The sequence below is a fragment of the Micromonospora sp. NPDC049274 genome (assembly GCF_040678875.1).
GTDB lineage: Bacteria > Actinomycetota > Actinomycetes > Mycobacteriales > Micromonosporaceae > Micromonospora.
The window spans coordinates 106,671-133,669 of the sequence record NZ_JBFAQS010000018.1 but is presented as its reverse complement, the minus strand read 5'-3'; the positions used below and the strand labels follow the sequence as shown (position 1 = coordinate 133,669).

Sequence of the window (26,999 nt, the reverse complement as noted above, 5' to 3'; positions counted from 1 at the left end):
CCGCCGTCGGTACCGCACCGACATCGGCCGCCCGCATCGTGTCCCGACGGTCGGCTATCGGATCGCCGACCGACCCGGCCGCCGCACGGGCCACCGGACGTAGAACTGCCTCACGGCCCCGCCGAGGAGGACCCATGACCGCCCCCACCCCATCCCTGTACATCGACCGCCCCGAGGACGTCGCGGTCGCGGCCCGCGCGCTCGCCGGCGGCGCGGTCGTCGCGGCGGCGTTCGCCAACTTCTACGTCATCGTCACCCGGCCGGACGCGGCCACCGTACGCCGGGTCAACCTGGCCAAGGGCCGCCCGGTTCACCAGGTCGGCAGCATCACCACCGCCGTCGGCCGGATCCCGGGCATGTTCGACTGGTCCCGCATCTCGCCGCGGTTGCCGATCGGCCGGGTGCGGGCGCTGATGGACGCCCTCTACGGCGCCGGGCCGTTCGGCTTCCGGGGCCCCGCCGCCGACCGGTTGCCCGACCACCTCACCCAGATCGACAGCGGCCTGCGTACCACGCAGGTCATCGCTCCCGGTCTCACCTGCCCGTCCAACGCGTTCTTCGAGCGAGCGCTCGCCGAGACCGGCACCGATCACCTCTACATCACGTCGGCGAACCGGTCCCGACACCACACCGGTGCGGCCGAGGAGCCGGCGCACTGGAAGGCAGGCGCGCTCGCCGCCGACTTCGCCCACCTCGACGACCTCGTGGTGCTCGCCCATCCCGACGAGGCGGCCGCCCGCGCCGCCTACCCCGGCTACCTCACCACCTCGGTGACCCTGCTCTCGTTCCACGCTCCGGAGGGCGAGCTGGAGGAGCCGCCGGTGCTGACCGTGGACCGGCACGGTTCGCTGCACCTGGACGACGTCCGCCGGGCCGCCACGCCGCTGGGCCTCCAGGTGCGCCTCGGCGACACCGCCGGGCGACGGTTGCAGGTCCGGGGGTACGCGGGAGCGCTGGTGTGAGCCACTACCGGGTCGGCCTGGTGGTGCCCAGCTCGAACACCACCATGGAGACCGAGATCCCGGCCATGCTGCGTCGGCGGGAGACCGTCGACCCGACGACCCGGTTCACCACCCACGCCAGCAGGGTGCGGCTGCACCAGGTGACGGCCGACGAGCTGGCCCGGATGAACCGCTCGTCGGTCCGCTGCGCCGCCGAGCTGGCCGACGCCCGGTGCGACGTGCTCGCGTACGCCTGCCTGGTGGCGGTGATGTGCGAGGGCGTCGGCGCGCACGAGCGGGCCGAGCGGCGGTTGGGCCGGGCGGCCGTGCGGGCCGGGCACGACATGCCCGTGGTGACAAGCGCCGGCGCGTTGGTGGCCGGACTGCGGGCGTTGGGCGCGCGTCGGGTGGCGCTGATCGCGCCGTACCTGCCGCCGTTGACCGCGACAGTCGTCGCCTACCTCGCCGGGTATGGCGTGCGGGTCACCGAGGCGGTGAGTCTCGGCGAGCCGGACAACGTCGCGGTGGGCCGCATCCCGACGGCGCGGCTGGTGGAGCTGGCCGACCGGCTGGACGTGACCGACGTGGATGCCGTGGTCCTCTCCGCCTGCGTGCAGCTGCCGTCGCTGGCCGCGGTGCCGCGGGTGGAGGCCCGCCTCGGCCGGCCGGTGCTCACCGCCGCCACCGCCACCGTGCACCAGCTGCTGACCGTGCTCGGCGTCGAGCCGTACGTGCCGGACGCGGGTCGACTGCTGGCCGGCGCAGCGGTTCAGTGCGGTGGGGCAGGGGCCTCCGGCGGTTTGCCGCGACTGCGGCGATAGTCGGCGTACGCGACGCCTACCAACACCAGCAGGGCGCCGAGGGACGCGAAGATCGGCGGCAGGTACATGGCCGCCGGCGCGATCGTCAGCAACGCCAGGAGACCGCCGGCCCGCGACGACGAGACGCGGCTGAACACCTCGTACTCGAACGAGGACCGGCCGACCAGGAACAGCGCCGGGCCGCCGAGGATCACCGCGACCCAGGCCGGGGGCGTACGGCCGTTGTGGTCGTGCAGCACCAGGTCGAACCCGGAGGCCGTGACCACCACTCCGGCGATCATCAGCAGGTGGGTGTACGGCGCGGTGAACAGGAACTTGCCCGGCGCTCCGGACATCTTGATGGCCGTCGGCAGCAGTTGGCCGGACTTGTGGACGTAGATCCGCCAGAGCACAAGCGTTGTCGCGAACGCCACCGCGAACGCGCCGATGTTCTGCGCCTCGGAGTGGGCCAGGTTGAACATGGTGCCGATGGTCAGGATGGCGTCGCCGAGGGCGATGATGAAGAACTGCTGGTACCGCTCGGAGAGGTGCTCGGCCTGGACGTTGCGCTGCGGCTCCGGCACCACCCCCAACCCGGGCACCGGGTACGCGAGCCGGAAACCGCCGTAGTCGATGGCGAGCGCGATGGCCCAGCACGCCAGCCGGGCGTCGCCGCTGACGAACGCGCCGATGATCCAGGGGATCGCCGACACGGTGAACCAGACGAAGATGCGGACGGCCCTGCGTTGGGTCTGCGGTTCGCGGCGTACGGCAGGCATCAGGAACAGCCCACGCCCGAGGTGGATGGCCACGTACGTGGCGGCGAAGACGATTCCCCGTGCGCCGAACGCCTCCGGGATCGCGGTGGTCATCAACAGGGCACCGAACATCACGGCGCTGATCAGCAGTTTGATCTCGGTGCGTTCCGGGTCGTACAGGTCGGTGACGAGGGTGGTGATCGCCCAGGTCCACCAGACGGCGGCCAGCAGGATCAGCGCCTGCCCGGCCCGGTGCCAGTCGAGCCTGTCGACCATGCCCCGCGAGATGAGGGCGAGGGCGACCACGTACACCAGGTCGAAGAAGAGTTCGAGCAGCGTCACCCGGCGGGGGGAATCCGGGTCGCGTACCGGTGGTCGGGTGTTGCGGTGCCCGGGCTCCGGCGCGGAGAGGTGCACGATTGCTCCTGCGGTGCCGGTGGACGCGGCGGGCCGTCCGGCTCACCTCGACCGACGCTAGCCAGCTACCGGGCGTGCCACCGGGCTTCGGCCGGTCGTCCCCCGACCGGGGAGGCGGTTGATCGACTCGGTTTCCCTGAGGTCGGGGTGTCCGGGCGGGGCGGACGGCCCGATTCCATGGATGCCGAGTTGATCAAGTGTCCCGACCCCGGTCGCTCCGCCGGAACGACGGAACCCCCGGCCGGCCGTCGAGAAGACGGGCGCCCGGGGGTTCGTTGTCGACACTCAGCCCTGGCTGCCGCCCGGCAACACCGCGGCCGCCTGGTCACCGGCGCCGGCCAGGATCCGAGCCTGCTGGGGCCAGGTGGCCAACGCGGGTGCCGCACGCAGACCGGCGGCCCGGATCAGGTCACGCAGCGCCGGCTCGTCCAGCTCGCCGAGCTGGGCGTAGGTGCGGACACCGGCCGCCTGCAACGCGGCCGCGATCTTCGGCCCGACCCCCTGGATCCGGCGGAAGTCGTCCGCCGGGCCCGTGGGCTCGGTGTCCGCCTGCGTCGGCGTGGTGTCGGCCGCCCGGACCGGCGGGGCGGCCCGCACCGGCTCGGCGTCCGCGACGTCCGTCGCGGTCGCGCCCGCCGCAACAGCTGGCGTCGCCTCGATCGGGGTGACCTCGGCGTACGGGGAGTCGGCCTGCGGAACCTCGGCAGGGGTGACGTCGGCGCGCGTGGTCTCGACCGGCGTGACGTCGGCGTCCGTGGTCTCGACCGGGGCGACCTCGGCGTCCGTGGTCTCGACCGGCGTGACGTCGGCGCGCGTTGCCTCGGCCGGCGTGACGTCGGCGTCCGTGGTCTCGACCGGCGTGACGTCGGCCGGGGTTGCCTCGGCCGGCACGGTGTCGGTCTTGTCGTCCATCGGCTGGCGCGGGGCGATCACCGTCGCCGGCTGTTCGTCGGCCGCGACCGGCTCCGGGTCGGCCGCGAACGCGGGTACGTCGACCGCGTCGGTCCGCTCGGTGGCCGGGACGGGCGGCGGGGCTTCGGTGAGGGCCATGTCGCCCGGGTCGACGGCGTTCGGGGCGGAGTCGTCCGGCGTGGTCACGGCGGCGGGTGCGCTGACCGTGTCCACAGGCGTCGGCTCGTCGGCGACCGCTGCCGGGGGAGCGTCCACGGCCGCCACCGGGGCGGCCTCGTCGGAGGCGGCCGGCGGCACCGGAGCGTCGATCACGGCGAGGCCGGCGACGGGGTCACCGTCCACGATTGACTGACCCCGCCCGTTGGTCCCTGCGCCCTGCCGGCCGCGCAGCAACCATCCGGCGGCCAGGCCCAGCAACAACGCCAGTAGCACTATCAGCGAGTGTCCGATAGACCACTCCACGGCGAACCTCCCTCTCAGCTCGTCGAAAAAGTCACGAGAAAAACTCGCCGCAGCTTCGCACACGCGCATTACCGACGACAGAGAGGATCGGTCGTAGACGCCGTGGCCGGGACGGTCACCGCATGCGGTGCGCGACGAGTGACACAGCGTCGCGACCACGGCGGGATGCGATCGATCGCCGGACACGGAGCGACCCGGGCCGGCGCGTTGTCGCCGTGCCCGGGTCAGCTGGTGCCGTGTTCAGTCCTGGTCACCCTCGTAGGTGTGGAAGTCGTCGACGAAGCGGCGCCGCAGCGGAGGCACCCGGCTGGTCACTCCGAAGTAGCCGCGCGCCCCGAGCAGCGCCAGCCGGCCCACCACCGGCCGGTACATCCGGTCGTCGCCGCTGGTGCCGCTGCGGTGCAGCGACTCGGCGACCCGCGCGAAGCCGTACGGCACCATGGCGGCCTCGTAGTCCGCCACCGCCTGCACAAGCGTCGTGTCCCCGGCGGCGGCCCGGGTGAGGTGCGCGCAGAGCAGGCGGGCGTCGCGTAGCGCGGTGTTCGCGCCCACCCCACGCCCCGGGGTCATGGTGTGGATGGCATCGCCGAGCAGAGTGACGGTGCTGCTCTTCCAGGGCGGTGTCGGCTCGGACGTGCTCACCTTGATCGGTAGGGCGCTGCCCGGATCGCTCATCCGCAACAGCTCCCGCAGGTGCGGATGCCAGTTGGGCGTGAGGTCCAGGGCGACGCGTATCAGGTCCTCGCCCCGACGTTGCAGCACGTCGGCCGGGAACCGGCGGGCCGTGCTCCAGATGATCAGGTTGATGTAGTCGGCGCTGGTGTCCCTCGACAGGCCGGGCCAGCCGCGCAGGAGAGCGGCGTCGTCGGCGCTGACGCCGGGCTTGATCGTCCGGTCGGCGGCCCACTTGAACTCCATCACATGCAGCACGCCCATGGTGCCGCCGGCGCCGAAGATGAGCGAGATGCCCTTGCGGACCCGCTCGGGCACGAGGTCGCGGGTCTGCGCGGTCAGCGGAATGCGGGTGGCGATGTTGATGGTGCCGGCGTCGCGGGTGACCGCGTGCGGCAGGTACTGGCGACGTACGGCCGAGTGGGTGCCGTCGGCCGCTACCAGCAGGTCGCCGGTGGCGCTGGTCCCGTCGGCGAAGTACGCGGTGACCGTGCCGTCGTCGTGCTGCTCGTACCGGACGAAGGTCTTGTCGAAGCGCACCACGTCGCCCAGGTCGGTCAGCAGCACCTGGCGCAGCACCATCCGGGCCACCGAGTGTTCGGTGTGCACCGGGTCGGCGGTGGGCCGCAGCTCGAACGACGCGGTCTGGCGCAGCCGTTGGGTGACGACGTTGAAGTAGCTCGGCGGCCGGGCGCAGGTGGCCAGGAACGTGGCGAACAGCTTCGGTGACAGGCATTCGCGCAGCGCCCGGCTGCCGGTGGGGCCGATGCCCACCCGGTAGCCGAGCAGCCCTTCGGTGCTGTGCTGGTGGCGTTCGTAGACGGTGACGCTGATCCCGGCGCGGCGCAGCCCGTGCGCGAGGCACAGCCCGCCGGTGCCGGCGCCGATGATCAGGACGTGCGGTCCGGTGGTGGACATGTCAGCCGGCCGGGTGGGGCGCTGCCGCGTCGGCGGCGTCCCAGCGGTAGAAGCAGTCGGCGATGGCGTCGCGGGGGGAGCGCCACGTCGGCAGGTACGGCGAGGTGTGGGCCGCGAGCCGCTCGTTGACCTGCTGGAAGAGCGGGTGGTTGCGGGCGGCGGCGAGGGCGCCCGGGTTGACGTCCGAGGTCTCGATGAGGTGGACGTACACGTCGTGCAGGCAGTACAGGGACCGGTGCGTGACGCCGGTGAGACCGGGCAGTTCGGTGGCGTCGGACTCGGCGAAGATCTGGGCGACCCGCTCCTCCGCGCCCGGGATGATCCGGCTGACGATCAGTAGACGACTCATGGGAACCCTTCCGCCGGTGGCCGATCCCGGCCCGGGGGCCGGTGGTCACGTGCTCGTTGCGCCCACCGTGCCGCAGGGTGTGTCACGTCACCGTCACGTGCGTCGTCCGGCCGGTGACGGCCGGGCGGCGGTCTGCTGGCCGGGGGCCGCGGGGCGGGTGGCCGCCCGGATCGGAGCGAGCGTGTCGTCGAGCAGGGCGCTCATCGCCGGGCTGGGTTCCAGACGCAGCTCTCGGCGCAGCAGGTCACGGTAGACGTAGAAGGCGTGTACGGCCTCGAAGGCGTTGCCCTCGGCGAGATGGATGCGTACCACCAGGCGGTGTGGCGTCTCGCGCAGCGGCTCGGCGGCCATCGCCTCCAACGCGGCTTCGAGGGCCTCGCCGTGCCGCCCCGCCGCGAGGTGCTGCGCGGCCACCTGCTCCAGCATGTGCAGGCGCAGTTGCCGCAGCCGTTCCCGGTCCAGCAGCACCCAGTCGTCGTACCAGCCGGGCAGCAGGTCGTGTCGGCCGGCGGCGAGCGCCCCGGCGGTGGTCCTCGGGTCGTCGCCGTTGCGGACGCGGGCTGCGGTCTGCACGAGGTCGTCCACGTCGAGCCGGACCGCCGGGTCCAGCCGGACGGTGTCGCCGGCCACGATCATCGGGCAGCACGGGTCCTGCCGCAGCCGCCACAGCGCGGTCCGCAGCGACGACAGTGCCCGCTCCTCCGACACGTCGGGCCAGAGCAGGCCGGCCAACTGGCTGCGGGTGGCGCCGGGGCGCAGCCCGATCAGCGCGATCACCCGTTGCAGGCCGCGCGGCACCACGATGTGCGCGGTGGCGTGCAGGAGCCGGAAACCGCCCAGCAGGTGCAGCGCGAGGTCGGCCGCGCCGCCACGTACGGCGGTCGGGACGGACGGATCAGCGGCCACGGCGGCACCCCCTGCGGAACGCTCGTTCCGACTGTCTGCTGTGTTCCGGACCGGCTGCCCGCGTCGCCACCGCCGATCCCGTCGATGGAATGCGACCAGGGCTGTCCAGGCGGCGGCACCGCCCGCCGGAGCCGTCGGGCTGACCACCGTGAAGATTATCAATGATGGTCACGGTGAGTCAACGCCACTGTCGGCCATCCGTTGCCTGGGGCCAACCATGAGATCGGTTCTGAACTGCTCAAACGCCATTCTGGCGGATCGGGTCGTGCACATGGGACGCATAGCTCATACACAGGTTGCGTCAACGCAGCGTCACCAAGCTGCGTCGCTGGCTGGTCCGCCGCAGTGACGGCGCCGTGACGACGACTGCCGCATCGTGGCCGCAGTCGTCCAGCGCGTCCGGAGGTTCACCCGGCCGGCCCGGACGCCGTGGGGGGAGGCCCAGCCATGGACCGATCGCTGATCGTCGCGAAGGTCGTACCGACCGCCGAGGAACGGGTAGCCGAGATCTTCGCCGAGTCGGACGCGACCGAGCTGCCGCGCCTGGTCGGCGTCCGGCACCGCTCGCTGTACCGCCTGCACGACCTCTACGTGCACCTGCTCGACACCGAGCATCCGGCGCAGGAGGCGGTGGAGGCCGCCCGTGGTCACCCCGAGTTCGTCCGGGTCAGCGACCGGCTGCGGCCGTACGTCTCGCCGTACCTGCCGACCTGGCGCTCGCCGCGCGACGCCATGGCGCAGTGCTTCTACCGGTTCGACGCTCCCGACGCCGGGGGGCGCTCGTGACCGCCGCCGCCGGGCAAGCGGAGCAGCTCTGGTCTCGCTGCGCCGGCTGTGCGAGCCTGCTCTATCGCAAGCGGCTGCGCCGCAACCTGGACGTCTGCCCGGAGTGCGGCGAGCACGCCCGGCTCGGCGCCCCGGAACGACTGCGTCAGCTCGTGGACCCGGGCTCCCTGTGCCTCCTCCCCGACCGGCTGCCCGAGGCGGATCCGATCAACTTCGTCGACGTGCTGCCGTACTCGCACCGGCTCAGCGCCGCGCGGGTCAGCACCGGCCTGACCGAGGCGGTCCTCTGTGCCACCGCCACCATCGGCGGACACCCGGCCGCTCTGGCCGTGATGGACTTCCGCTTCCTCGGCGGCAGCCTCGGCTGCGCGGTGGGTGAGCTGATCACCCGTACCGCCGAGCGGGCGTTGGACGACCGGGTGCCGCTCATCCTGGTCACCGCGTCGGGTGGGGCGCGGATGCAGGAGGGCGCCCTGTCGCTGATGCAGATGGCCACGGTCAGCCAGGCCATCGCCGCGCTGCGCGAGGCGGGTCTGCTCACCGTCAGCGTGCTCACCGACCCGACCTACGGAGGGGTGGCGGCCTCGTTTGCCACCAACACCGACCTGGTGCTCGCCGAGACTGGCGCCCGGATGGGTTTCGCCGGTCCACGGGTGATCCGTCAGGTCACCGGCCGAGCGTTGCCGGAGGGGTTCCAGACCGCCGACTTCCTGCTGCGCCACGGTCAGGTGGACATGGTGGTGCAGCGCCGGTCGCTGCGGGGTCGACTGGCCGCGCTGCTCGCGGCGGCCGGCACCGGCCGTCCGGCGCGTCCGCCCGTACCCCGGCAGGAGCCGGCGCCACACCACGAGCGCCTGGCCGGCGCGACCCCAGCCGCCGACGGCACGCAACCGGCGGTACGCGACGCGTGGGACACCGTTCGCACGGCCCGCCACCCGGGCCGGCCCACCACCCTGGACTATCTGGACTCGGTGTTCGACGGGTTCGTCGAGCTGCACGGCGACCGGCTCGGCGGGGACTGCCCCGCCATTGTCGGCGGTGTCGCGCGGCTGGCCGGCCGGCACGTCATGGTCATCGGCCACCAGAAGGGGCACACCACAGCCGACCTGGTCGCCCGCAACTTCGGGATGGCCAGCCCCGCCGGGCACCGCAAGGCGCTGCGCCTGATGCGTCTCGCCGCCCGCCTCGGCCTGCCGGTGGTCACCCTGGTCGACACCCCCGGCGCCGACCCGGGGATCAGCGCCGAGGAGCAGGGCCAGGCGGCCGCCATCGCGGAGAACATCCTCACCCTCACCGTGCTGCCCACCCCCGTCCTCGCGGTGATCACCGGTGAGGGTGGCAGTGGCGGCGCGCTGGCCCTCGCCGTCGCCGACCGCGTGCTGATGCTGCAGCACGCCGTGTATTCGGTGATCAGCCCCGAGGGCTGCGCGGCCATCCTCTGGCCGGACCGCTCGGCCGCGCCGCAGGCCGCCCGCGCGCTCCGGCTGACCGCACCCGACCTGTGTCGCCTCGGCGTCGTCGACGAGATCGTCCCCGAGCCGGCGACGGCCGCCCACGACGACCCCGCCGAGACGGCCCGACGGTTGCGCGCCGCGTTGCTGGCGAACCTCCTGCCGCTGCTGGACGTGCCGCCCGCGATGCTGGTCCGCCTGCGCCGGCAGCGGTTCCGCCGGTTCGGCGCCACCCGCACAGGTATCCGGGCGGTCGCCCGATGACCGCCGCACCCACAGTGGACACCGCCGACGGCCAGAACGCCCGACCCGACGGCGGCGGCCCGCTCGACGGCGCTGTTCGGTCCGACGACGGCGGCCAGCTCGACGGCGCGAACGGCCACCTCGACGGCGAGTGCCAGCCTGCTGCGCATACCGGCCCTGAGACGGCCGACGTCCGCCCGGACGGGCGGTACCCGGAGGGCGGGCTCGGTGGCACCGCCGCGGACGGTGAGGCGGTGCTGGTCGGGCTGCGTCGACAGGCGCGGCACCTGCTCGCCGAGCTGCCCGGGCCGGTGCGTCGGATCCGGTTGTGCAGCGGGACGACGGTGCTGGAGGTCCAGTGGCATCCGGACGAGGCGGCCACCCTGTCGTCCGTACCCCCGGCGCTGCCGCCGGTCGGTGCCACGCCGACGGCGGCCACGGCCGCGCCCGGCCCGCCGGCCGCGCTGATCCGGCCGCCGGTCCCCGGCCGCGCCGCGGTCCGGGCGCCGATCGTCGGCACCTTCTACCGCGCGCCGGAGCCCGGCGCACCGCCGTTCGTCGCGGTGGGTGACCTGGTCCGTCCCGGTCAACCGGTCGCGATCGTCGAGGCGATGAAGCTGATGAACGAGGTGACCGCCGACCGGGCCGGGCGGGTGGTCGCGATCCTCGTCGGCGACGGCCAGCCAGTGGAGTACGACCAGCCACTGGTCGAGCTGGATCCGGCCTGACGGCGGGGATGAGTGACAGATGTTCGAGACCGTGCTGATCGCCAACCGTGGTGAGATCGCGCTGCGGGTGCTGCGGGCCTGCAAGGAGCTGGGCATCCGCACTGCGGTCGTCTACTCCGCCGCCGACGCGGACTCCGCGGCCGTGCGCCTCGCCGACCAGGCCGTCCGGATCGGGCCGGCGTCGAGCCGGCGCAGCTACCTCAACGCCGCCGCGATCGTGGAGGCGGCCCGGCAGGTGGGCGCGCAGGCCGTGCATCCCGGGTACGGCTTCCTCTCCGAGGACGCCGACTTCGCCGAGATCTGCGCCGACAACGGCCTGACGTTCATCGGCCCGCCGCCGGCGGTGATGGCGGCGCTGGCCGACAAGTCCTCGGCCCGAGCCCTCATGAGCCGCGCCGGCCTGCCGCTGCCCGAGGGCAGCGTCGCGCCGGTGGCGACCGCCGCGGCGGCCGCCGAGGTAGCCGACGCCGTCGGCTACCCGGTGATCGTGAAGGCAGCCGCCGGGGGCGGTGGCCGAGGGATGACAGTGGTGCACCACCCCGCCGAGCTGGCCCGGGCGTACGCGCGGACGCGGGCCGCCGCGCAGGCCGCCTTCGGCGACGACAGGGTGTACGTCGAGCGGTACCTCACCGAGGCCCGGCACGTCGAGGTGCAGGTGCTCTGCGACTCCCACGGCAACGGCGTGCACCTGGGCACCCGGGACTGCTCGGTGCAGCGCCGGCACCAGAAACTCGTCGAGGAGGCGCCCGCTCCCGCGCTGTCCGCCGCCACGCTCGACGCCATCGCCGAGACCGCGCTGCGGGGCGCCCTGGAGGTCGGCTTCGTCGGCGCGGGCACCCTGGAGTTCCTGGTGGACGCCGAGGAACGCTTCCACTTCCTGGAGATCAACTGTCGGATCCAGGTGGAACACCCCGTCACCGAGATGGTCACCGGGATCGACCTGGTGCACGAGCAACTGCACATCGCGGCCGGGGTGCCGCTGCGATGGCGGCAGGAGGAGATCCGGCTGCACGGCGTCGCCGTGGAGTGCCGCGTCAACACCGAGGACCCCGAACGCGACTTCGCGCCCACACCCGGCCGCCTGGAGCGGTTCACCCCACCCGGTGGACCGTTCACCCGCGTGGACACCCACGCCAGCGCCGGTTACCTGGTCGGCCCCTGGTACGACTCGCTGCTGGCCAAGGTGATCGTCTGGGCGCCCGACCGGGAACTGGCGCTCAACCGGCTGGAGCGTGCCCTGGAGGAGTTCGACATCGCCGGACCGGGCGTGCACACCACCATCCCGTTCGTGCGGCGGGTGCTCGACGACGCCGCGTTCCGCAAGGGCCGCTACACCACCGGCCTGGTCGACCGCCTACTCGCCGCGTCGCCGTCGCCGTCGCCGTCGCCGTCGTCGCCCGCGCCCGCGCCCGCGCAGCGGTCCGCGGCCACCCCCACACCCCGCGCCGCGCCCGCCGCGCAGCCCGACGTATCCAACCGGAGGACCCGATGACCGTCACCCATGGCCGCCCGATGACCGCCGAGATCACCGACATCCTGGTGTCGCACTGCGGGCTGGACGCCGACGCCGCGGCACGAGCGCCCGCCGCGTCACTCGAGGAACTGGGCATGGACTCACTCGCGCTGCTGGAACTCTCCGCCGTCGTCGCCGACCGGTGGCAGGTGAACATCCCCGAGCAGGCCGGGCAACTGAGCATCCCGGCGGTGGCCGGCCTGGTCGCCCGCCGCACCGACCCGCCCGGACACACCGAGAACTCCGTGGTCATCGACGCCCCTCTCGCACTGGTCTGGGACGTCACCAACGACGTGGCGAACTGGACCGAGCTGTTCACCGAGTACGCCGTGGTGGAGATCCTGCACCGCGACGGGCACACCGTACGGTTCCGGCTCACCATGTACCCCGACGAGAACGGGGTGGCGTGGAGCTGGGTCAGCGAACGCACCGCCGACCCGGTCAGCCGGCAGGTGCGGGCGCACCGGGTGGAGACCGGGCCGTTCGAGTACATGCGGATCCACTGGCGCTACACCGAGGAGGCCGACGGCACCCGGATGGCCTGGACGCAGGACTTCGCCATGAAGCCCACCGCGCCCGTCGACAACACCGCGATGACCGAACGGATCAACACCAACAGCGTCATCCAACTCGCGGTGATCAAGGACCGGGTGGAGCGGATCGCCCGGCAGCGCGAGGAGCAGGACCGCCTGGATGCTGGCGCGCAGGACCGCGCTGTGGCCGGCGGCGCGCAGGACCGCGCTGTGGCCGGCGGCGAGTCGACGGGGGCCGGCGATGAGTGACCTGGGCACCCGGCCGATCGCCGCCGCGGACGTACCGGCCGACCGCCGGCGCGGCGGCGAGCTGCGGGTGCTGCTCGGGCCCCGCACCGTCGGCAGCACGTCCGGCTTCCTCGGGGTGGCCACCCTCGCGCCGGGGGAGCGGATCGCCGAGCACTACCACCCGTACAGCGAAGAGTTCCTGTACGTGGCGCGCGGCGCGATCACTGTCGACCTGGACGACAAGCCCACGGCGGTGTCCGCGGGCGAGGCGCTGTTCGTGCCGGTAAACGTGCGGCACCGGCTGCGCAACACCGGCGTGGAGCCGGCCGAGGTGGTCTTCCACCTGGGTCCGCTGGCACCCCGGCCCGAGCTGGGACACGTCGACACGGAACTGGTCGAGCAACGGGGCGGGTCATGAGCGCGAGGAGTGAGCCGGGTTTGCGAGCCCCGCAGTCGCGAACAGAGGTGGCGCGATGACCGGGCGGCGCACGGTGGTGACCGGCATCGGGGTGGTCGCTCCCGGCGGCGCCAGCCGGGACCGCTTCTGGAAGACCATCACCGAGGGGCGGACGGCCACCCGGCGGATCAGCTTCTTCGACCCGTCGCCGTTCCGCTCGCAGATCGCCGCCGAGTGCGACTTCGACCCGATCGCCGCCGGACTCACCGACGCCGAACGGCGCCGCGCCGACCGGTACGTGCAGTTCGCGCTTGCCTGCTCCGCCGAGGCGATGGCCGACGCCGGCCTGGTGCTCAGCGACGCCGAGCGGGACCGCGCCGGGGTGGTGCTCGGCACCGCCGTGGGCGGCACGATGGCCCTGGAACAGGAGTACGTGCGGGTCAGCGACCACGGCCGGAACTGGCTTGTGGACGCGGCGCTCGGCGGCCCGTACCTGTACCAGGCGCTGGTGCCCAGCAGCCTGGCCGCCGACGTGGCGTGCCGGCACGGGCTGCACGGCCCGGCGCAGGTGGTCTCCACCGGCTGCACGTCGGGCATCGACGCCATCGGGTACGCCCACCAGCTCATCGTGGACGGCGAGGCGGACATCGTGCTGGCCGGCGCGGCCGACTCGCCGATCTCACCGGTCACCGTCGCCTCGTTCGACGCGATCAAGGCGACCAGCCCCGACAACGACGACCCCGCGCACGCCTCCCGTCCCTTCGACGTCGACCGGCACGGGTTCGTGCTGGCCGAGGGCGCGGCGGTGCTGGTGCTGGAGGAGGCCGAGCACGCCCGACGGCGCGGCGCCCACGTCTACTGCGAGGTCGCCGGCTACGCCAGCCGCAGCAACGGCTACCACATGACCGGGCTGCGCCCGGACGGGCTGGAGATGGGCCTCGCCGTCACCGACGCGCTGCGACAGGGCCGCGTCGCCCCCGAACAGGTCTCCTACATCAGCGCCCACGGCTCGGGCACCCGGCAGAACGACAGGCACGAGACGGCCGCGTTCAAACGGGCGCTGGGCCAGGCCGCGTACCGGGTGCCGATCAGCTCGATCAAGTCGATGGTGGGGCACTCGCTCGGGGCGATCGGGTCGATCGAGATGGCCGCCTGCGCCCTCGCCATCGAATTCGGCGTGGTGCCGCCAACGGCGAACTGGAGCACCCGCGACCCGGAGTGCGACCTGGACTACGTGCCCAACGAGGCGCGGGAGGTGCCCGTCAACGTGGCCCTGTCGGTGGGCAGCGGGTTCGGCGGCTTCCAGTCGGCCATGGTGTTCCGCCGGCTGCCCTCGACGGCGGCGGCGTGAGCACCGCCCGGGCGGTCGTCACCGGAATCGGAGTGGTCGCGCCCAGCGGCGTGGGCGTGGACGCGCACTGGCGTACCGTGCTGGCCGGCACCCGGCGCACCGGGCCGATCACCCTGTTCGACCCGTCCGGCTACCCGACCCGCTTCGGCGGCGAGGTCCCCGACTTCACGGCCGGCTCGTACGCCGACAGCCGGCAACTGGTGCAGACCGACAGGTGGACGCACCTCGGCTTCGCCGCCACCCGGCTGGCGCTCACCGACGCCGGCCTGCCCGAGCGGGCACCCGACCCGTACGGCTACGCCATGACCCTGGCCAGCTCGTCCGGGGGCAACCTGTTCGGCCAGCGGGAGCTGCAACGGCTGTGGGGCGGCGCTTCGCGGACCGTCGGCGCGTACCAGTCGATCGCCTGGTTCTACGCGGCAAGCGTCGGACAGCTCTCCATCCACCACCAGTTCAAGGGACCGAGCGGGGTGCTGGTCGCGGAGACGGCAGGCGGGCTGGACAGCCTCGCGCACGCCGCCCGCGCGGTACGCCGGGGCACACCCGTGGTGATCGCCGGGGCGACCGAGTGTCCACTGAGCCCGTACGCCCTGGCCTGCCAACTGCGCTCCGGGCTGCTCAGCGACGTCGCCGACCCGGAGCGGGCGTACCGGCCGTTCGACGCGTCGGCCAGCGGCTACCTGCCGGCCGAGGGGGGAGCGGTGTTCGTGGTGGAGGACCTGGCGCACGCCCTGGCACGGGGCGCCCGGATCTACGGCGAGGTGAGCGGCTGGGGCGCCACCCACGACGCCGCGCACACCACTGCCGACAGCGCCGGCGACCCGGCCCAGTACGCCCGCGCGATGCGACTGGCCCTGGACCGGGCGGGCGTCGCGGCGGCGGGGATCGACGTGGTGCTTCCCGACGCCCTCGGTGTGCCCCGCTACGACCGCAGCGAGGCCGAGGCGCTGCGCGCCGTGTTCGCCGACCGGCCGCCCCCGGTGACCACGCAGAAGTCGCTGACCGGCAGGGCGCACCAGGGCGGCTCGGCGTTGGACGTGGCCACCGCCCTGCTCGCGTTCGCGCACGACACGCTGCCCGCGTCCGCCGGCCCGGACCGGGTGGCCGACGGGTGCGAGCTGGACTTCCTGCGGGAGCACCGCCGGCCGCGCAGCAGGCTCGCGTTGGTCTGCGCGCGGGGCTTCGACGGGTTCAACAGCGCGCTGGTCCTGCGGGGGGCCGCGCCGACGAGGGGAGAGACGCCATGAGCGAGCAGCGGGCCCGAGTGGTCTTCCTGGTGCGGGTGCCGGCGCCGCGCACCGAGCGGTTCCTCGCCGCGTACGAGCAGGTGCGGCACCTGGTCGCCGACGGCGTGCCGGGGCATCTTGTCGACCAGGTCTGCCGTTCGTCGACCGACCCGGAGCAGTGGCTGATCACCAGCGAGTGGGCGAGCCTTGCCGACTTCGAGAACTGGGAGCGCACCCCCGAACACCGGGACCTGGTGCGCCCGATGCGGGAGTGCTTCACCGACGCCCGTTCGCTGCGCTTCCACATCCACGCGCAGACGCCGGCGCTGGCCTGACCGCCCGCGCTGATCATGGTTGTCGGTCCAAGTCGTCCCGGACACGGCGGTAACGCTCGTAGATCACCCGCGAGTCGAACGTCCTCGTCTCGATCAGGTCCAGCCGTACGTCCTCGGTGACGGGTGGCAGGTAGGGCGTGCCGCCACCGACGACGACCGGATGGCGGAACATGCGCAGCTCGTCGACGAGGCCCAGCTCGAACGCCGCCGAGGCGAGGCCGGGGCCGCCGATCTCGACGTCCCGGTCGGTCGCTTCCAGTGTCGCGGCGACCTCCTCGGCGACCGACGCCTCGGCGAGTCGGGCGTTGCCCCGCACCCTGTCGAGCGTGCGGCTGAAGACGACCTTCGGCAGAGCGGACCAGACGTCGGCGAAGGTGGCCTTGAGGTCGGTGTCGCGCATCGACGGATCCGTCTCCCACCCCAGCATGGCCTCGTAGAGCCGACGGCCCAGCAGATAGCCGCCGAGCCCGCGCACCCGTTCGAGGTGGAAGCCGAACAACTCCTCGCTGGGTGCCCCCCAGCCGAACTCGCCGTGCCGGTCGGCGACGTAGCCGTCCACCGAGACGCTCATCGCGTAGATCAACATGGCAGTACACCCATCGCGTCGAAAGCGGTACCTGCTGCGCCCATGCTTCCAGAGCCTGACCACGCCCGCGCCGGCAGCGATGAAGCCCCGGAGCGCGTAGGGTCCTGGACCCATGAAGGTGCTGATCTCGGTGGACATGGAGGGCATCTCGGGGATCGTCCACTCCGCCGAGACGAATCCCGATCGGTACGACTACGAGCGCGGCCGGGCGTTGATGACCGCCGAGGCGAACGCGGTGATCGCCGGGGTCCTCGATGCCGAACCGGATGCGGTGGTGTGGGTCGCCGACGCGCACGGAACGTTTCGGAACCTCCTGCCCGAGGACCTCGACAGGCGTGCTCACCTGGTGCGGGGCAAACCCCGCCCGCTGGGCATGCTTTCCGGGTTGGACGAGCAGACGGACGCCGTTCTGTTCGTCGGCTATCACGCCCGGGCCGGCGCCGGGCCCGCCGTCCTGGCCCACACGATCAGCGACGCCGTCCTGGACGTGCGGGTGGCCGGACGATCGCTGGGGGAGATCGGCCTCAACGTGGCCATGGCGGGGCACCTGGACGCGCCAGTCGTTCTCCTGAGCGGAGACGACACCGCCTGCGCCGAGTTCAGCGAGTTGGTGCCGTCGGCGGTCACCGTCGCCGTCAAGCAGACTCTGGGCCAGACCGCCGCGGTGGCGCTGCATCCGCAGGAGGCGCGGGACCGGCTGCGCCAGGCGGCCGCCGACGCCATCGCCCGCCGTGCCTCGATCCCGCCGGTGAAGCTGACCGGGCCGCTGGACGTCGAGGTCGACCTGTTGGGCCCGTACACGGTCGACCTCGCGCTTCTGGTGCCGGGTGTGGCCCGCGTCGGCGGTGGCCGGACGGTCGCCTTCCACGCCGTCGACGTCGCGGAGGCCTACCGGCTGGTGCAGCTGCTCGTCCAACTCGCCAGCATCAAGCCCGGCTAGCCTGGCGATCGACTCGGGTTCAGGAAAGCTGCGGTGTCCGTTCGGGTCGGACACCCCGGTTTCCCTGAACCCGAGTCGATCATGACCGGGCCGCCTGATCGGCCGCCTGATCGGCCGCCTGATCGGACCGCCGGGTCGGTGGTCGGCGGCGGTATGTGGCAATCGGTCCGGGCGCTTGATTTGATCTAGCCATTTGCATCTAGCGATGCTCCTCGCGGCTGTCGTAGGGTTCCGTCAGCACCCCGAAAGATGTTCACAAACGGGGATTATGCCCTAATTTGTGCTGCGGGTTGAACGGGCGAGGGCGATGGATCAATCGACAGGAAACCTTACGGCTGAAGGCCCGGGATGGGTGGACGATGTCCTGTTCTCCGGCCGTCCGACCGATGTTTGTCTCCGTCTGCCGGAGCCGATCGACCGGGTCACCCTGCACCGGCTGGTGACCGCCGCGCAGGACCGGCTCACCGCCGCCGGCCTGCGACCCGGTGGCGCCGCCGCGCTGCGGCTGCCGCCCTCGCTGGCGTACGTGGTCAACCTGCTGGCCACCTGGCGCGCCGGGGGGCAGGCGATCCTGCTCGACCACCGGCTCACCGACCACGAGGTGGACCGGGCGCTGACCCGGCTCACCCCGCAGGTGGTGGTCGCGCCGCTGCGGACGGCCGGCGGCGCGCTGAAGGTCTTCGTCGACGTCACCGAGAGCGTCACCCGCTACGCCGACCGGCCGGCGGTCAGCGGGCACGCCGTGATCCAGCTCAGCTCCGGCTCCACTGGCCCGTCCAAGGTGATCGGCCGAACCGCGGCCGACCTGGTCGCCGAGGTGGGCCGCTACACGCGCATCGACGGCGTGCCGCTGCCCGGCGAGCGCATCATCCTGCTGCCCTCCATGGTGCACGTGCTCGGGCTCGTCGGCGGCCTGCTCTACGGCCTGCACGCCGGGGTCGAGCTGGTGCCGCCGCAGCGGCTCAGCGGCGACGCCGTGCTCGCCGCGATCACCGCCGACCCGACGCCGGCCACCGTGCTGGGCGTCCCGTTCCACATCGGTCTACTCGCCTCCACGCGACCGTCCGGCCCCCTGCCGCAGCTACGGCGGATGACCACAGGCGGTGAGCTGGTGCCGGCCGCGGTGGCCCAGGCGTTCACCGACCGGTACGGGGTGCCGCTGGGCAACATGTACGGGATGACCGAGGTCGGGGTGATCGGCACCGACCTGCACGGATCCCACCGGCCGTCGATCGCCCCGGCGCCCGGCATCGAGGTCCGCGAGGCCGACGGCGAGCTGTGGGTGTCCTGCCCGGCGTCGCCGTACGTCGGGCTGAGCGACCCGACCCGCTGGGCCGACGGCTGGCTGCACACTCGCGACGCCGGCACCGTCGACGCCGACTCCGGCCTGGTCACCGTGCGTGGCCGGCTCGACTCGCAGGTCTCCGTGGGCGGGATGAAGGTCGACCTCACCGAGGTGGAGGCCACTGTCGCCGAGCTGCCCGGCGTGGCCGCGGCCGTGGTGGTGTGGGACGACGGCATCACCGCCTACGTTCAGCCGGACGGCCCGCTGTCGGAGGAGGTGCTGGACAAGCTCCTCGCCGAGCGGCTGGCCGGCTACAAGCGACCCCGGGTGCTGCGCCTGCTCGATCAGATGCCCCGCACCACCACGGGCAAGCTGGTCCGCTCGACCGGCGCGCTGCGCTCGGCGGCGACGCCGTGACCGGCCCGCTGCACCACCTCGACGTCGACGTCGACGCCCGTGGCCGCGTCCACCCCGATCGCCAGGACGAGATCCGGGCCCACCTCCGGGTGGCCGACCCGCAGGGTCGTGTGACCGGGCACCGCCCGCAGCGCGGACCCGACCGGCAGCGGCATCTCCCGGCGCAGGCCGCCGTCGCGCAGCCCCAGCCCGAGCGCCTTGCCGGCCGCCTCCTTCGCGGTCCACAGCCGCAGGAAGTCCACCGCGTACCCGACCTCGGGCCGGGCGGCCAGCCAGGACGACTCGGCGGGCGGAAACCAGCGGCGGGCCAGCGCGAGCGCGGGCAGCGGGCGGACCCGCTCCACGTCCACCCCGACCGGACCGCCGAGACGGGCCGCGACCACCACGACACCGTCGGTGCGGCTGACGCTGACCGGCAACTCCACGGGCCCGGTGCGCCGACCCTCGTCGGCGGGCTCGGCTTGCCGGCCCCGCTCGACCGGCCCGTCCATCCGGACCTGCTCGACCGGCCCACCCACCCAAAGGAGCGGGCTCCCACCGGGCCGGTGCGTCAGCACCAGCTCGGCCTCCGAGCGGCCGAGCAGCGCGGCACCCGCGCGCAGCAGCAGCCCCCTGGCCGGATCCGGCTGACCGCCGGTGTCCCGACCGACCCACACGTAGACGGTGTCCCGATCGGACACCGTCAGTTGGCCCACGCAGAGAGGGTATCCATGAGAGCCGAGGTCCGTGCCTTCGTCGTCGAGCAGCTCGCCGACATGAACTACGACGTCGAGGGGCTCGACGACGACACCACGCTCGGCCCGTCCGGCGTCGACCTGGAATCGCTGGCCCTGGCCGACCTGTCCGTCCGTGTCGAGGACCGCTACGGCCTGACGTTCGCCGACGACGAGTCGGAGAAGCTGGCCCTGATGACGGTCGGCGAGTTCACCACAATGGTCGCCGACCGCGTCACCGAGGCGACGAGCGACGACGCCTGATGCCCGGTCGGTCCGACCTGGGGCGAGCTGACCTGCTGACCATGCTCGCCGAACTCACCGCGAAATCCGCCGCCGAGGTCCCCGACCGGATCGGCTCGATGGAACTCGCGTGGCTCGTGCACCTCATCGAGCAGCGCTACGAGCGTCGGCTCGACCTCAGCGACGACGACCTGGCCGGCATCCGTACCGTCGACGATGCCCTGGTGGTCTTCCGGGCGTCGCTGGCCGCCCCCGCAGATGGCTGAGCCGCCCGTCGTCCAGCTCACCGGTGTGCACGCGGTCAGCGCCCTGGGTCGCGGCGCCGACGCGCAGCTCGCCGGGGTCCTGGCCGGTGCGCCGGCGTTTCGCCCGGTACGCCGCTTCGACACCACCGCCCGCCGCGTCGCCGTGGCCGCCACCCTGCCCGACGTGGGCACCCTCGCCGACGAGCTGGCCGCCGCGATCGACGCGGCCTGCGCGGCGGCCGGCCTGGACGACGTACGCCGGGCGGGGTGCGCCCTGCTGCTCGCCGTGCACGGCGGACCGGCGCCGGCCGCGGGGCCGACCCCGGCCGCGCTCGCCGGCAAACTCGCGCTGGGCGCCGGACTGTCCGGTCCGATCCGCGTCTACACCAGCGCCTGCGTGTCGGCGAGCACGGCGGTGGCCGACGCCGCGTCCCTGATCGTCCGGGGTGACCTGGACCGGGCGGTGGTGGCCGCCGGCTACCTGGTCGAGCCGGACCAGTTCGCGCTCTTCGACGCCGGCAGGGCCCTCGCCGACGACGGTGCGGTCCGCCCGTTCAGCGCTGGTCGACGTGGTTTGCTGCTCGGCGACGGCGTGGCCGCCGTGGTGCTCGAGTCCCGCGCGGTGGCCGGTCGACGCGGCGGTGAGCCGGTGGCCACAGTGGTCGGTTGGGGCCGGGCCGGGGACGCGTTCCACCCCTGCCAGCCGGACCCGTCCGGCACCGGGCTGGCGCACGCGGTGGGTGCCGCGCTGCGCCGGGCCGGGCTGCCACCGCAGGCTGTCGGCTACGTCAACGCCAACGCCACAGGCACCGCGCAGAGCGACGCCGCCGAGGCGGCGGCGCTGCGACAGGCCCTCGACGGGTACGCCGCTCGGGTGCCGATCAGCTCCACGAAGGCGCTGCACGGACACGCGTTGGAGGCGTCCGGGCTGCTCGAACTGGTGGTCACCGCGCTGGCGCTGCGCCGGGGCGAACTGCCCGTCAACGCCGGTTGGCGGGCCCCGGACGAGGCGTGCCCCCTGGACGTCATCACGGACCGTCCGCGCCGGACGACCGCGACCCACGCCCTGACCCTCAACGCCGCCTTCGGTGGCGCCAACACCGCCCTCCTGGTCGGCACCCCGTGACCAACCCCGCCGCCCCGCGATCGTGCGCTGTCGACCCCGACGGAGCCGGCGAGGCGCCCGAGACAACGACCCAGACCACCATGCGGGAGCTCGCGCGGGCCTGCTGGCCCGAGGCCGGAGACGGGGACGCGCCGGGGGTCCCGGGGTTCGTGCACTCCGCGTTCGCTCCGTTGGTGGTCGCCGTGGCCGAGCGGTGTCTGCGGCGACGGTACGGGACGGGGCCGGTGCCCGCCGACACGCGGACGGCGATCGTGCTGGTCAGCGCCAGCGGTGACCGGGCCAGCGCCGAGCACGTGCGGGCCACGGTCGAGGCCGGCGGGCGGGTCGGCCCGCTGTTCTTCTACCAGTCCGTGCCCAACAGCGTCGCCGGGCACGTCGCGGCCCGCTGGGGGCTGCGCGGCCCGGTGGTCTGCCTCAGCCCGACCGGCGACCCGTACGCCGACGGCACCGCGGAGGCGGCCCTGCTGTGCGACGACGGCGACGCCGACGAGGTGTTGCTGGTCCTGATCGAACAGGCGCCCGACACGTCCACCGAGGCGGTCGCGGTGCTTCTGGGGGGAGGAGCACGACCATGAGGACACCAGGACTGCGCGGCGCGTTGGCCGCCGACACCGAGGTGGGCGCGGGCAACATGCTGGCCCGGGTGCTGGCGCACGGCGCCGACCCGGACGGGCCCGGCCTGACCTTCGACACCGCCGTCGACGGGCACCCGGCCGAGACGCCACTGACGCTGGGCCAGCTCGACGAGCGGGTCGCTGCCCGCGCCGCCTGGCTGCACAAGCGGGGAGTACGCCCCCGCGACCCGGTGGCCGTCTGGGCCACCGCCGCCGCCGACATGGTGTTGAGCTTCCTGGCGCTGGCCCGGCTCGGGGCGATCCCGGCGCTGATGAACGGCAAGCTCCGTCCGGAGATCGCCGCCGAGTACATCCGTCGGCTGCGGGGCGTCGGTGTGCTCGCCGACGACGCGCACACCGCGTTGCTGGCCGGGCACGACCTCGGCGTACCGCTGCTGGGCACGCCCGCGCAGGCCGGCACGGGCGACCCGGGGCAGGCTCCGGCGCACTACCGGCACCACAGCGACGACCCGATCGTGATCACCCACACCTCCGGGACGACAGGGGTGCCCAAGGCGGTGCTGCACTCGCACGCCAGCCTCTTCGCCGCCACCCGGCACCTGCTCACCATGCCGCAGGCGCAGGGCACCCGCCGGATCCTCAACGCGCTGCCCGCGCCGCACACCGCCACCGTGCTGATGGTCAACCAGGCGCTGGGCAACCGCGCGGAGATGTTCCTGCTGTCCGAGCAGGGCGGCGATCGGGTGCTCGACGCCATCCAACGCTGGCGCCCCGACGGGGTGTTCGGTTTCTCGGTCACCTGGGCCGAGCTGGCCCGCTTCGACCTGTCCGGGTACGACCTGGACTCGGTGCGGCTGTGGTTCAACACCGGCGACTGTTCGCACGAGCCGCACATCCGCCGGCTCGTCGCCGTCGGCTGGCGGGACACGGTCACCCGCGACGGGGTGGCCCGGGTGCCCGGCTCGGTCTTCATCGACGGGCTGGGCTCCAGCGAGATGGGGCACTCCATGTTCCACATCACCCACCGCGCCGACACCGACCGGTACGGCCGCTGCATCGGCCGGCCGTACGAGTTCGCCCGGGTGGCGGTGCTCGACGCCGAGGGCGAACCGGTGCCGGTCGGCGAGGTGGGTTTCCTGGGCGTGGATTCGCCGTCGCTGTTCCGGGGCTACTGGAACGACTCGGTCACCACCTACCGGTTCCGCCAGCGCGGCTGGTACCTCACCGGCGACCTGGTCCGCGTCGACGCCGACGGCCGCTACTACCACCTGGACCGGGCGATCGACTCGGTCGACGCCGGTGACGGCAGGCGATTCTTCACCGCCCTGTCCGAGGAGCAGATCCTCGCCACCTGCCCGGACGTCACCGACTGCACAGTGGTGATCGTCGCCGAGGCCGGCGGCGTGGTCACCGACGTGCTGCTGGAGTTGGCCGCCGGCGCCGACGAGGCCGAGGACCGCACCGAACGGGTCCGTGCCGCGCTCGGCCCCGACGTCGGCGCCACGCTGCGCCGGGTGGTGCCGGTGCGCTCGGACGACATACCGGTCACCGTGACCGGCAAGGTCCGCAAGGTGGCGCTGCGCGAGCGCTACCTGACCGAGGCGTCGTCGTGAGCGGCCGATCCGGGGTGTTGTCGTGACCGCGCTGATCACCGGGATGGGCCTGTTCACCCCGGTCGGGCGGGGCGTCGAGGAGACCTTCGACGCGCTGACCACCGGCCGGTCCGGGCTGGCCCGGCCACCCGGCGGCCATCCGGCGCACGCGTCGCTGGACGTCGCCGGCCTGCTGCCGGACATCGACCCGCGCAGTGTCGTGTCCGGCCCGGAGAGCCGCGTGCTGGACCGGATCGTGGTGCTCGCGCTGCTCGCCGCCGCGGACGCGCTGGCAGACGCCGGCATCGAGGTGGGCCGCGACATCGACCCCGGCCGGATCGGCGTGATCGTCGGCGGGGTCGGCGGGATGGCCACCCTGGAGACCCAGGTGCTCGCCCGCGCCGCCCGGGGCCGCGCGGCGGTCAGCCCGTACCTGCTCACCGGCATCCTGCCGAACATGCCGGCGGCGCGGATCGCCATCGCGCACGGCATCCGGGGCTACAGCTCGTCGGTCGGCACGGCCTGCGCGTCCGGCGCGCAGGCGGTCGCGGACGCGGTCCGGTTGATCCGGACGGGGGAGGCCGACGTGGTCGTCTGCGGGGCCAGCGAGGCGCCGCTGTTCCCCACCTTCGCCGACACCTTCGGCAACGCGCGGGCGCTGGCCCGCGCCGGGGACGACCCGTCCCGGGCGAGTCGGCCGTTCGACACGTCCCGCTCCGGGTTCGTGCTCTCGGAGGGGGCGGCGCTGCTGGTGCTGGAGAGCGCCGAGCACGCCGCCGCACGCGGCGCCACCGCGTACGCCGAGGTGGCCGGCTACGGCGCGACCACCGACGCGTACCACCCGACCGCCCCGCGCCCCGACGGCGCCGGCGCGGCCGCGTGCATGCGCGGCGCGCTGCGCAGCTCGGGCGTGCCCGCGGCGGCGGTCGGTTACGTCAACGCGCACGGCACCGGCACGAAGCTCGGCGACATCGCCGAGACCACCGCCCTCGCGGACGTCTTCGGCGACGGCGGCGTGCCGGTCAGCTCCACCAAGGCGCTCACCGGTCACCTGCTCGGCGCCTCCGGGGTGCTGGAGGCGGCGGTGACCGCGCTGGCGCTCGGTCGGGGGCTGCTGCCACCGACGTACCACCTCGACGACCCGGACCCGGCCTGCCCGGCGGACCACATCCGTGGCACGCCCCGTAAGGCCGACCCGGAGTACGCGCTCACCAACTCGTTCGGGTTCGGCGGCCAGAACGTGAGCCTGCTGCTCGCGCGGGTCGCCGAGCCGAGGAGGTGAGCGACGCGGCATCCCGGACGGGGGGCGTCCGGCCGGCAACACGGGGGAAGCATGGGGAAGGGCACTGAGAAGATGGACATCCGTGGGATCGACCACATCGAACTCTACGTAGGCGACGCCCGGCAGGCGGCCTTCTACTTCAGCACCGCCGTCGGTTTCCAGATCTGCGGCCAGGGTGGCCCGGAGACCGGCCTGACCGGGCAGCGCTCACTGCTGCTCTGCCACGGCGACATTCGCCTGCTGCTCACCTCCGGGCTGAGCGCCGAGCATCCGGCCGCCCGGTACGTGCAGCGCCACGGCGACGGCATCGCGGTCGTCGCCGTCGAGGTCGGCGACGTCGCCGAGGCGTACGCCGAGCTGGTGGGCCGGGGCGCGACGGGAGTGACGCCACCGACCACGCTTACCGGCGCGGACGCCGAGGTGGTGACCGCCGAGGTGGAGGGCTTCGCCGACGTGCGGCACCGCCTGGTGCAGCGCACCGGGAGCCGCGCCGACTTCCTACCCGGCGTGATCACACCGACGCCGTTCGCGGCGGACGAGGGGAAGCCGGTCCTCGCCGAGGTCGACCATCTGGCGGTCTGCGTGCCGTCCGGTGAGCTGGACGAGACGGTCCGGCACTTCGAGGCGCTGTTCGACTTCGCGCAGATCTTCGAGGAACACATCGAGGTCGACGGGCAGGGCATGAACTCCAAGGTGGTGCAGAGCCCGTCCGGGCAGGTCACAGTGGTCCTGCTGGAGCCGGATCGGGCCCGCCGGCCGGGGCAGATCGACGCGTTCCTCGACCAGCACGCCGGTGGGGGAGTGCAGCACCTGGGGCTGCGTACCGACGACATCGTCGCCGCCGTGGAGTCGCTGGGCCGAGGCGGTGTCCGCTTCGCCGGCACCCCCGCCAGCTACTACGACGCCCTGGAGGCGCGGGTCGGCCGGGTGGACGCGCCGCTGGAGCGGCTGCGCGAGCTGGGGGTGCTCGTCGACTCCGACCACGGCGGCCAGCTGTTGCAGATCTTCGCCGAGTCGATGCACGTGCGCCGCACGCTCTTCCTGGAGCTGATCGAGCGGCGCGGGGCGAGCGGCTTCGGCAGCGGCAACATCAAGGCGCTCTACGAGGCCAAGGAGCGGGAACTGGCCGCCGCGGCGGCCACGCCGCAGGGGGTGGGGGCGTGAGCCTGACCCCCGAGGAGCAGGCGCTGCTGCCCTCCGACGACGACGTGCGGCACTACGCCGAGCACGGCTGGTACCTGTCGAAGAAAGTCTTCACCGACGACGAGGTGGACGCCCTCGCCGCCGCCGCGCAGCGCTACTACGACGGCGAACGCGACCGTCGGCTGCCGGTACGCCCGCCGAAGCTCGCCTACTGGGAGCCCGCCAGGGGGCCGGTGCAGCGGCACAACGACTACGTCCACCACGAGCACGACGGGCTGGGCGCGATTCTGCGCAAACCGCTTGTCGGCGCGGTGGCCGCCCGGCTCGCCGAGGCCGACGAGATCCGGGTCTTCCAGTCCACGCTGATCTACAAGCCGCCGATCTCCGGCGAGCCGAGCAACATCGTGCCCTGGCACTTCGACAAGCACTACTGGGCGTCGTCGTCGTCGGAGAAGATGCTCACCGCGTTCATCCCCTTCCACGACTGCGGGGAGGAGATGGGCACCATCACCATGGTCGACGGCTCGCACCGGTGGAAGGAGATCGGCGCGGACGACACGGTGGTGCGGCACTTCGCCGACCGCGACCGCAGCCAGCTGGAGGAGATGCTGGCCGAGAACGCCGCGTACAACGGCGCGGAGATCCGCAAGATCCCGATGGTGATCCCCAAAGGACATGTGAGCTTCCACCACTGCCGCACCTACCACGGCAGCGGCCCCAACGTCAGCGGTCGCCCCCGGCAGGCGATCTCGCTGCACCTGCAGGACGGCGACAACGCCTGGCGGGAGTACCCGCTCTCCGACGGCTCGCTCGCCGCGTACAACCACGACGTGCTGGTCCGTCGCACCCACGAGGGGCGGCCGGACTACGCGGACCCGGACTACTGCCCCGTCATCTGGCGCCACCGCGCCCCGCAGGGAGGCTGA

At 73.3% G+C, this 26,999-nt stretch carries 27 protein-coding genes and 1 pseudogene; 21 read left to right on the top strand and 7 right to left on the bottom strand.

Annotation, left to right across the window (positions count from 1 at the left end; all coding sequences use genetic code 11):
* Positions 1–134: 134 nt before the first annotated feature.
* Together AB0K10_RS27620 and AB0K10_RS27615 are read left to right on the top strand one after the other, a co-directional pair.
* A complete protein-coding gene (locus AB0K10_RS27620; protein WP_363688172.1) occupies positions 135–962 on the top strand; it encodes a hypothetical protein in 828 nt (275 codons plus the stop codon).
* Entirely contained in the window at positions 959–1,762 is an 804-nt protein-coding gene (locus AB0K10_RS27615; RefSeq protein WP_363688170.1) for an Asp/Glu racemase, read from the top strand. The genes AB0K10_RS27620 and AB0K10_RS27615 overlap by 4 nt, the downstream gene beginning before the upstream one ends.
* Here the strand turns inward: AB0K10_RS27615 and AB0K10_RS27610 are convergent.
* The 5 genes and pseudogenes from AB0K10_RS27610 to AB0K10_RS27590 form a co-directional block, all read right to left on the bottom strand.
* Positions 1,711–2,916, bottom strand: a complete 1,206-nt coding sequence (locus AB0K10_RS27610; RefSeq protein WP_363688168.1) for a low temperature requirement protein A — start codon at positions 2,914–2,916, stop codon at positions 1,711–1,713. The two genes, AB0K10_RS27615 and AB0K10_RS27610, sit on opposite strands and share 52 nt — an antisense overlap.
* A 285-nt stretch (positions 2,917–3,201) precedes the next feature.
* Positions 3,202–3,525: pseudogene (locus AB0K10_RS27605) on the bottom strand (hypothetical protein); the annotation flags it as partial.
* 1,005 nt (positions 3,526–4,530) lie between these two features.
* Positions 4,531–5,880 carry an NAD(P)/FAD-dependent oxidoreductase gene (locus AB0K10_RS27600; RefSeq protein ID WP_363688166.1) on the bottom strand — a complete coding sequence of 450 codons (1,350 nt, stop codon included), beginning with the start codon at positions 5,878–5,880 and terminating at the stop codon, positions 4,531–4,533.
* Position 5,881: 1 nt separating this feature from the next.
* Positions 5,882–6,229 carry a TcmI family type II polyketide cyclase gene (locus AB0K10_RS27595; protein WP_266242903.1) on the bottom strand — a complete coding sequence of 116 codons (348 nt, stop codon included), beginning with the start codon at positions 6,227–6,229 and terminating at the stop codon, positions 5,882–5,884.
* Between the two features lie 93 nt (positions 6,230–6,322).
* The gene (locus AB0K10_RS27590; protein WP_363688164.1) at positions 6,323–7,135 is read right to left on the bottom strand and encodes a BTAD domain-containing putative transcriptional regulator; all 813 of its coding nucleotides are present in this window, start codon (positions 7,133–7,135) and stop codon (positions 6,323–6,325) included.
* A gap of 447 nt (positions 7,136–7,582) precedes the next feature.
* Here AB0K10_RS27590 and AB0K10_RS27585 point away from each other — a divergent pair, with 447 nt between their 5' ends.
* Genes AB0K10_RS27585 through AB0K10_RS27545 form a run of 9 tightly spaced genes read left to right on the top strand, consistent with a single transcriptional unit; the run spans position 7,583 to position 15,926 of the window.
* A complete protein-coding gene (locus AB0K10_RS27585) occupies positions 7,583–7,921 on the top strand; it encodes a TcmI family type II polyketide cyclase (protein ID WP_363688162.1) in 339 nt (112 codons plus the stop codon).
* Entirely contained in the window at positions 7,918–9,636 is a 1,719-nt protein-coding gene (locus AB0K10_RS27580) for an acetyl-CoA carboxylase carboxyltransferase subunit alpha (RefSeq protein WP_363688160.1), read from the top strand. Before AB0K10_RS27585 ends, AB0K10_RS27580 begins: the two co-directional genes overlap by 4 nt.
* Positions 9,633–10,343, top strand: coding sequence for an acetyl-CoA carboxylase biotin carboxyl carrier protein (gene accB / locus AB0K10_RS27575; protein ID WP_363688158.1), 711 nt, complete (start codon positions 9,633–9,635; stop codon positions 10,341–10,343). The genes AB0K10_RS27580 and accB overlap by 4 nt, the downstream gene beginning before the upstream one ends.
* Before the next feature lie 19 nt (positions 10,344–10,362).
* A complete protein-coding gene (locus AB0K10_RS27570; RefSeq protein WP_363688156.1) occupies positions 10,363–11,835 on the top strand; it encodes an acetyl-CoA carboxylase biotin carboxylase subunit in 1,473 nt (490 codons plus the stop codon).
* Positions 11,832–12,638: an SRPBCC family protein gene (locus AB0K10_RS27565; protein WP_363688154.1), complete on the top strand. Its 807-nt coding sequence runs from the start codon at positions 11,832–11,834 to the stop codon at positions 12,636–12,638. Before AB0K10_RS27570 ends, AB0K10_RS27565 begins: the two co-directional genes overlap by 4 nt.
* Positions 12,631–13,035: a cupin domain-containing protein gene (locus AB0K10_RS27560; protein ID WP_363688152.1), complete on the top strand. Its 405-nt coding sequence runs from the start codon at positions 12,631–12,633 to the stop codon at positions 13,033–13,035. Before AB0K10_RS27565 ends, AB0K10_RS27560 begins: the two co-directional genes overlap by 8 nt.
* A gap of 55 nt (positions 13,036–13,090) precedes the next feature.
* Positions 13,091–14,365: a beta-ketoacyl-[acyl-carrier-protein] synthase family protein gene (locus AB0K10_RS27555; RefSeq protein WP_363688150.1), complete on the top strand. Its 1,275-nt coding sequence runs from the start codon at positions 13,091–13,093 to the stop codon at positions 14,363–14,365.
* A complete protein-coding gene (locus AB0K10_RS27550; RefSeq protein ID WP_363688148.1) occupies positions 14,362–15,612 on the top strand; it encodes a beta-ketoacyl synthase N-terminal-like domain-containing protein in 1,251 nt (416 codons plus the stop codon). The genes AB0K10_RS27555 and AB0K10_RS27550 overlap by 4 nt, the downstream gene beginning before the upstream one ends.
* Positions 15,609–15,926 carry an antibiotic biosynthesis monooxygenase family protein gene (locus tag AB0K10_RS27545; RefSeq protein ID WP_363688146.1) on the top strand — a complete coding sequence of 106 codons (318 nt, stop codon included), beginning with the start codon at positions 15,609–15,611 and terminating at the stop codon, positions 15,924–15,926. The genes AB0K10_RS27550 and AB0K10_RS27545 overlap by 4 nt, the downstream gene beginning before the upstream one ends.
* A gap of 13 nt (positions 15,927–15,939) precedes the next feature.
* Here AB0K10_RS27545 and AB0K10_RS27540 read toward each other — a convergent pair whose 3' ends face one another.
* Positions 15,940–16,512 carry a dihydrofolate reductase family protein gene (locus AB0K10_RS27540; protein ID WP_363688144.1) on the bottom strand — a complete coding sequence of 191 codons (573 nt, stop codon included), beginning with the start codon at positions 16,510–16,512 and terminating at the stop codon, positions 15,940–15,942.
* A 112-nt stretch (positions 16,513–16,624) separates the two neighbouring features.
* Between AB0K10_RS27540 and AB0K10_RS27535 the strand changes: the two genes are divergently transcribed.
* Entirely contained in the window at positions 16,625–17,452 is an 828-nt protein-coding gene (locus tag AB0K10_RS27535; protein ID WP_363688142.1) for a M55 family metallopeptidase, read from the top strand.
* A 307-nt stretch (positions 17,453–17,759) separates the two neighbouring features.
* Positions 17,760–19,154: a class I adenylate-forming enzyme family protein gene (locus AB0K10_RS27530; RefSeq protein ID WP_363688140.1), complete on the top strand. Its 1,395-nt coding sequence runs from the start codon at positions 17,760–17,762 to the stop codon at positions 19,152–19,154.
* Here AB0K10_RS27530 and AB0K10_RS27525 read toward each other — a convergent pair.
* Positions 19,082–19,849: a 4'-phosphopantetheinyl transferase superfamily protein gene (locus AB0K10_RS27525; protein WP_363688138.1), complete on the bottom strand. Its 768-nt coding sequence runs from the start codon at positions 19,847–19,849 to the stop codon at positions 19,082–19,084. The genes AB0K10_RS27530 and AB0K10_RS27525 overlap by 73 nt on opposite strands.
* 15 nt (positions 19,850–19,864) lie before the next feature.
* On the opposite strand from AB0K10_RS27525, the gene AB0K10_RS27520 reads away from it, so the two are divergent.
* The 8 genes from AB0K10_RS27520 (at position 19,865) to AB0K10_RS27485 (ending at position 26,999) form a co-directional block, all read left to right on the top strand.
* Entirely contained in the window at positions 19,865–20,131 is a 267-nt protein-coding gene (locus AB0K10_RS27520; RefSeq protein WP_363688136.1) for an acyl carrier protein, read from the top strand.
* On the top strand, positions 20,131–20,376 hold the full coding sequence (locus AB0K10_RS27515; protein WP_363688134.1) for an acyl carrier protein: 246 nt from the start codon (positions 20,131–20,133) through the stop codon (positions 20,374–20,376). Before AB0K10_RS27520 ends, AB0K10_RS27515 begins: the two co-directional genes overlap by 1 nt.
* Positions 20,369–21,481: a beta-ketoacyl synthase N-terminal-like domain-containing protein gene (locus AB0K10_RS27510; protein WP_363688132.1), complete on the top strand. Its 1,113-nt coding sequence runs from the start codon at positions 20,369–20,371 to the stop codon at positions 21,479–21,481. Before AB0K10_RS27515 ends, AB0K10_RS27510 begins: the two co-directional genes overlap by 8 nt.
* A gap of 80 nt (positions 21,482–21,561) precedes the next feature.
* Positions 21,562–22,056, top strand: coding sequence for a beta-ketoacyl synthase chain length factor (locus AB0K10_RS27505; RefSeq protein ID WP_363688130.1), 495 nt, complete (start codon positions 21,562–21,564; stop codon positions 22,054–22,056).
* Positions 22,053–23,669, top strand: a complete 1,617-nt coding sequence (locus AB0K10_RS27500; protein WP_363688128.1) for a class I adenylate-forming enzyme family protein — start codon at positions 22,053–22,055, stop codon at positions 23,667–23,669. The genes AB0K10_RS27505 and AB0K10_RS27500 overlap by 4 nt, the downstream gene beginning before the upstream one ends.
* 22 nt (positions 23,670–23,691) lie before the next feature.
* Entirely contained in the window at positions 23,692–24,930 is a 1,239-nt protein-coding gene (locus tag AB0K10_RS27495) for a beta-ketoacyl-[acyl-carrier-protein] synthase family protein (protein WP_363688126.1), read from the top strand.
* 72 nt (positions 24,931–25,002) lie between these two features.
* Positions 25,003–26,094: a 4-hydroxyphenylpyruvate dioxygenase gene (gene hppD, locus AB0K10_RS27490; protein ID WP_363688200.1), complete on the top strand. Its 1,092-nt coding sequence runs from the start codon at positions 25,003–25,005 to the stop codon at positions 26,092–26,094.
* Positions 26,091–26,999, top strand: coding sequence for a phytanoyl-CoA dioxygenase family protein (locus tag AB0K10_RS27485; RefSeq protein ID WP_363688124.1), 909 nt, complete (start codon positions 26,091–26,093; stop codon positions 26,997–26,999). The genes hppD and AB0K10_RS27485 overlap by 4 nt, the downstream gene beginning before the upstream one ends.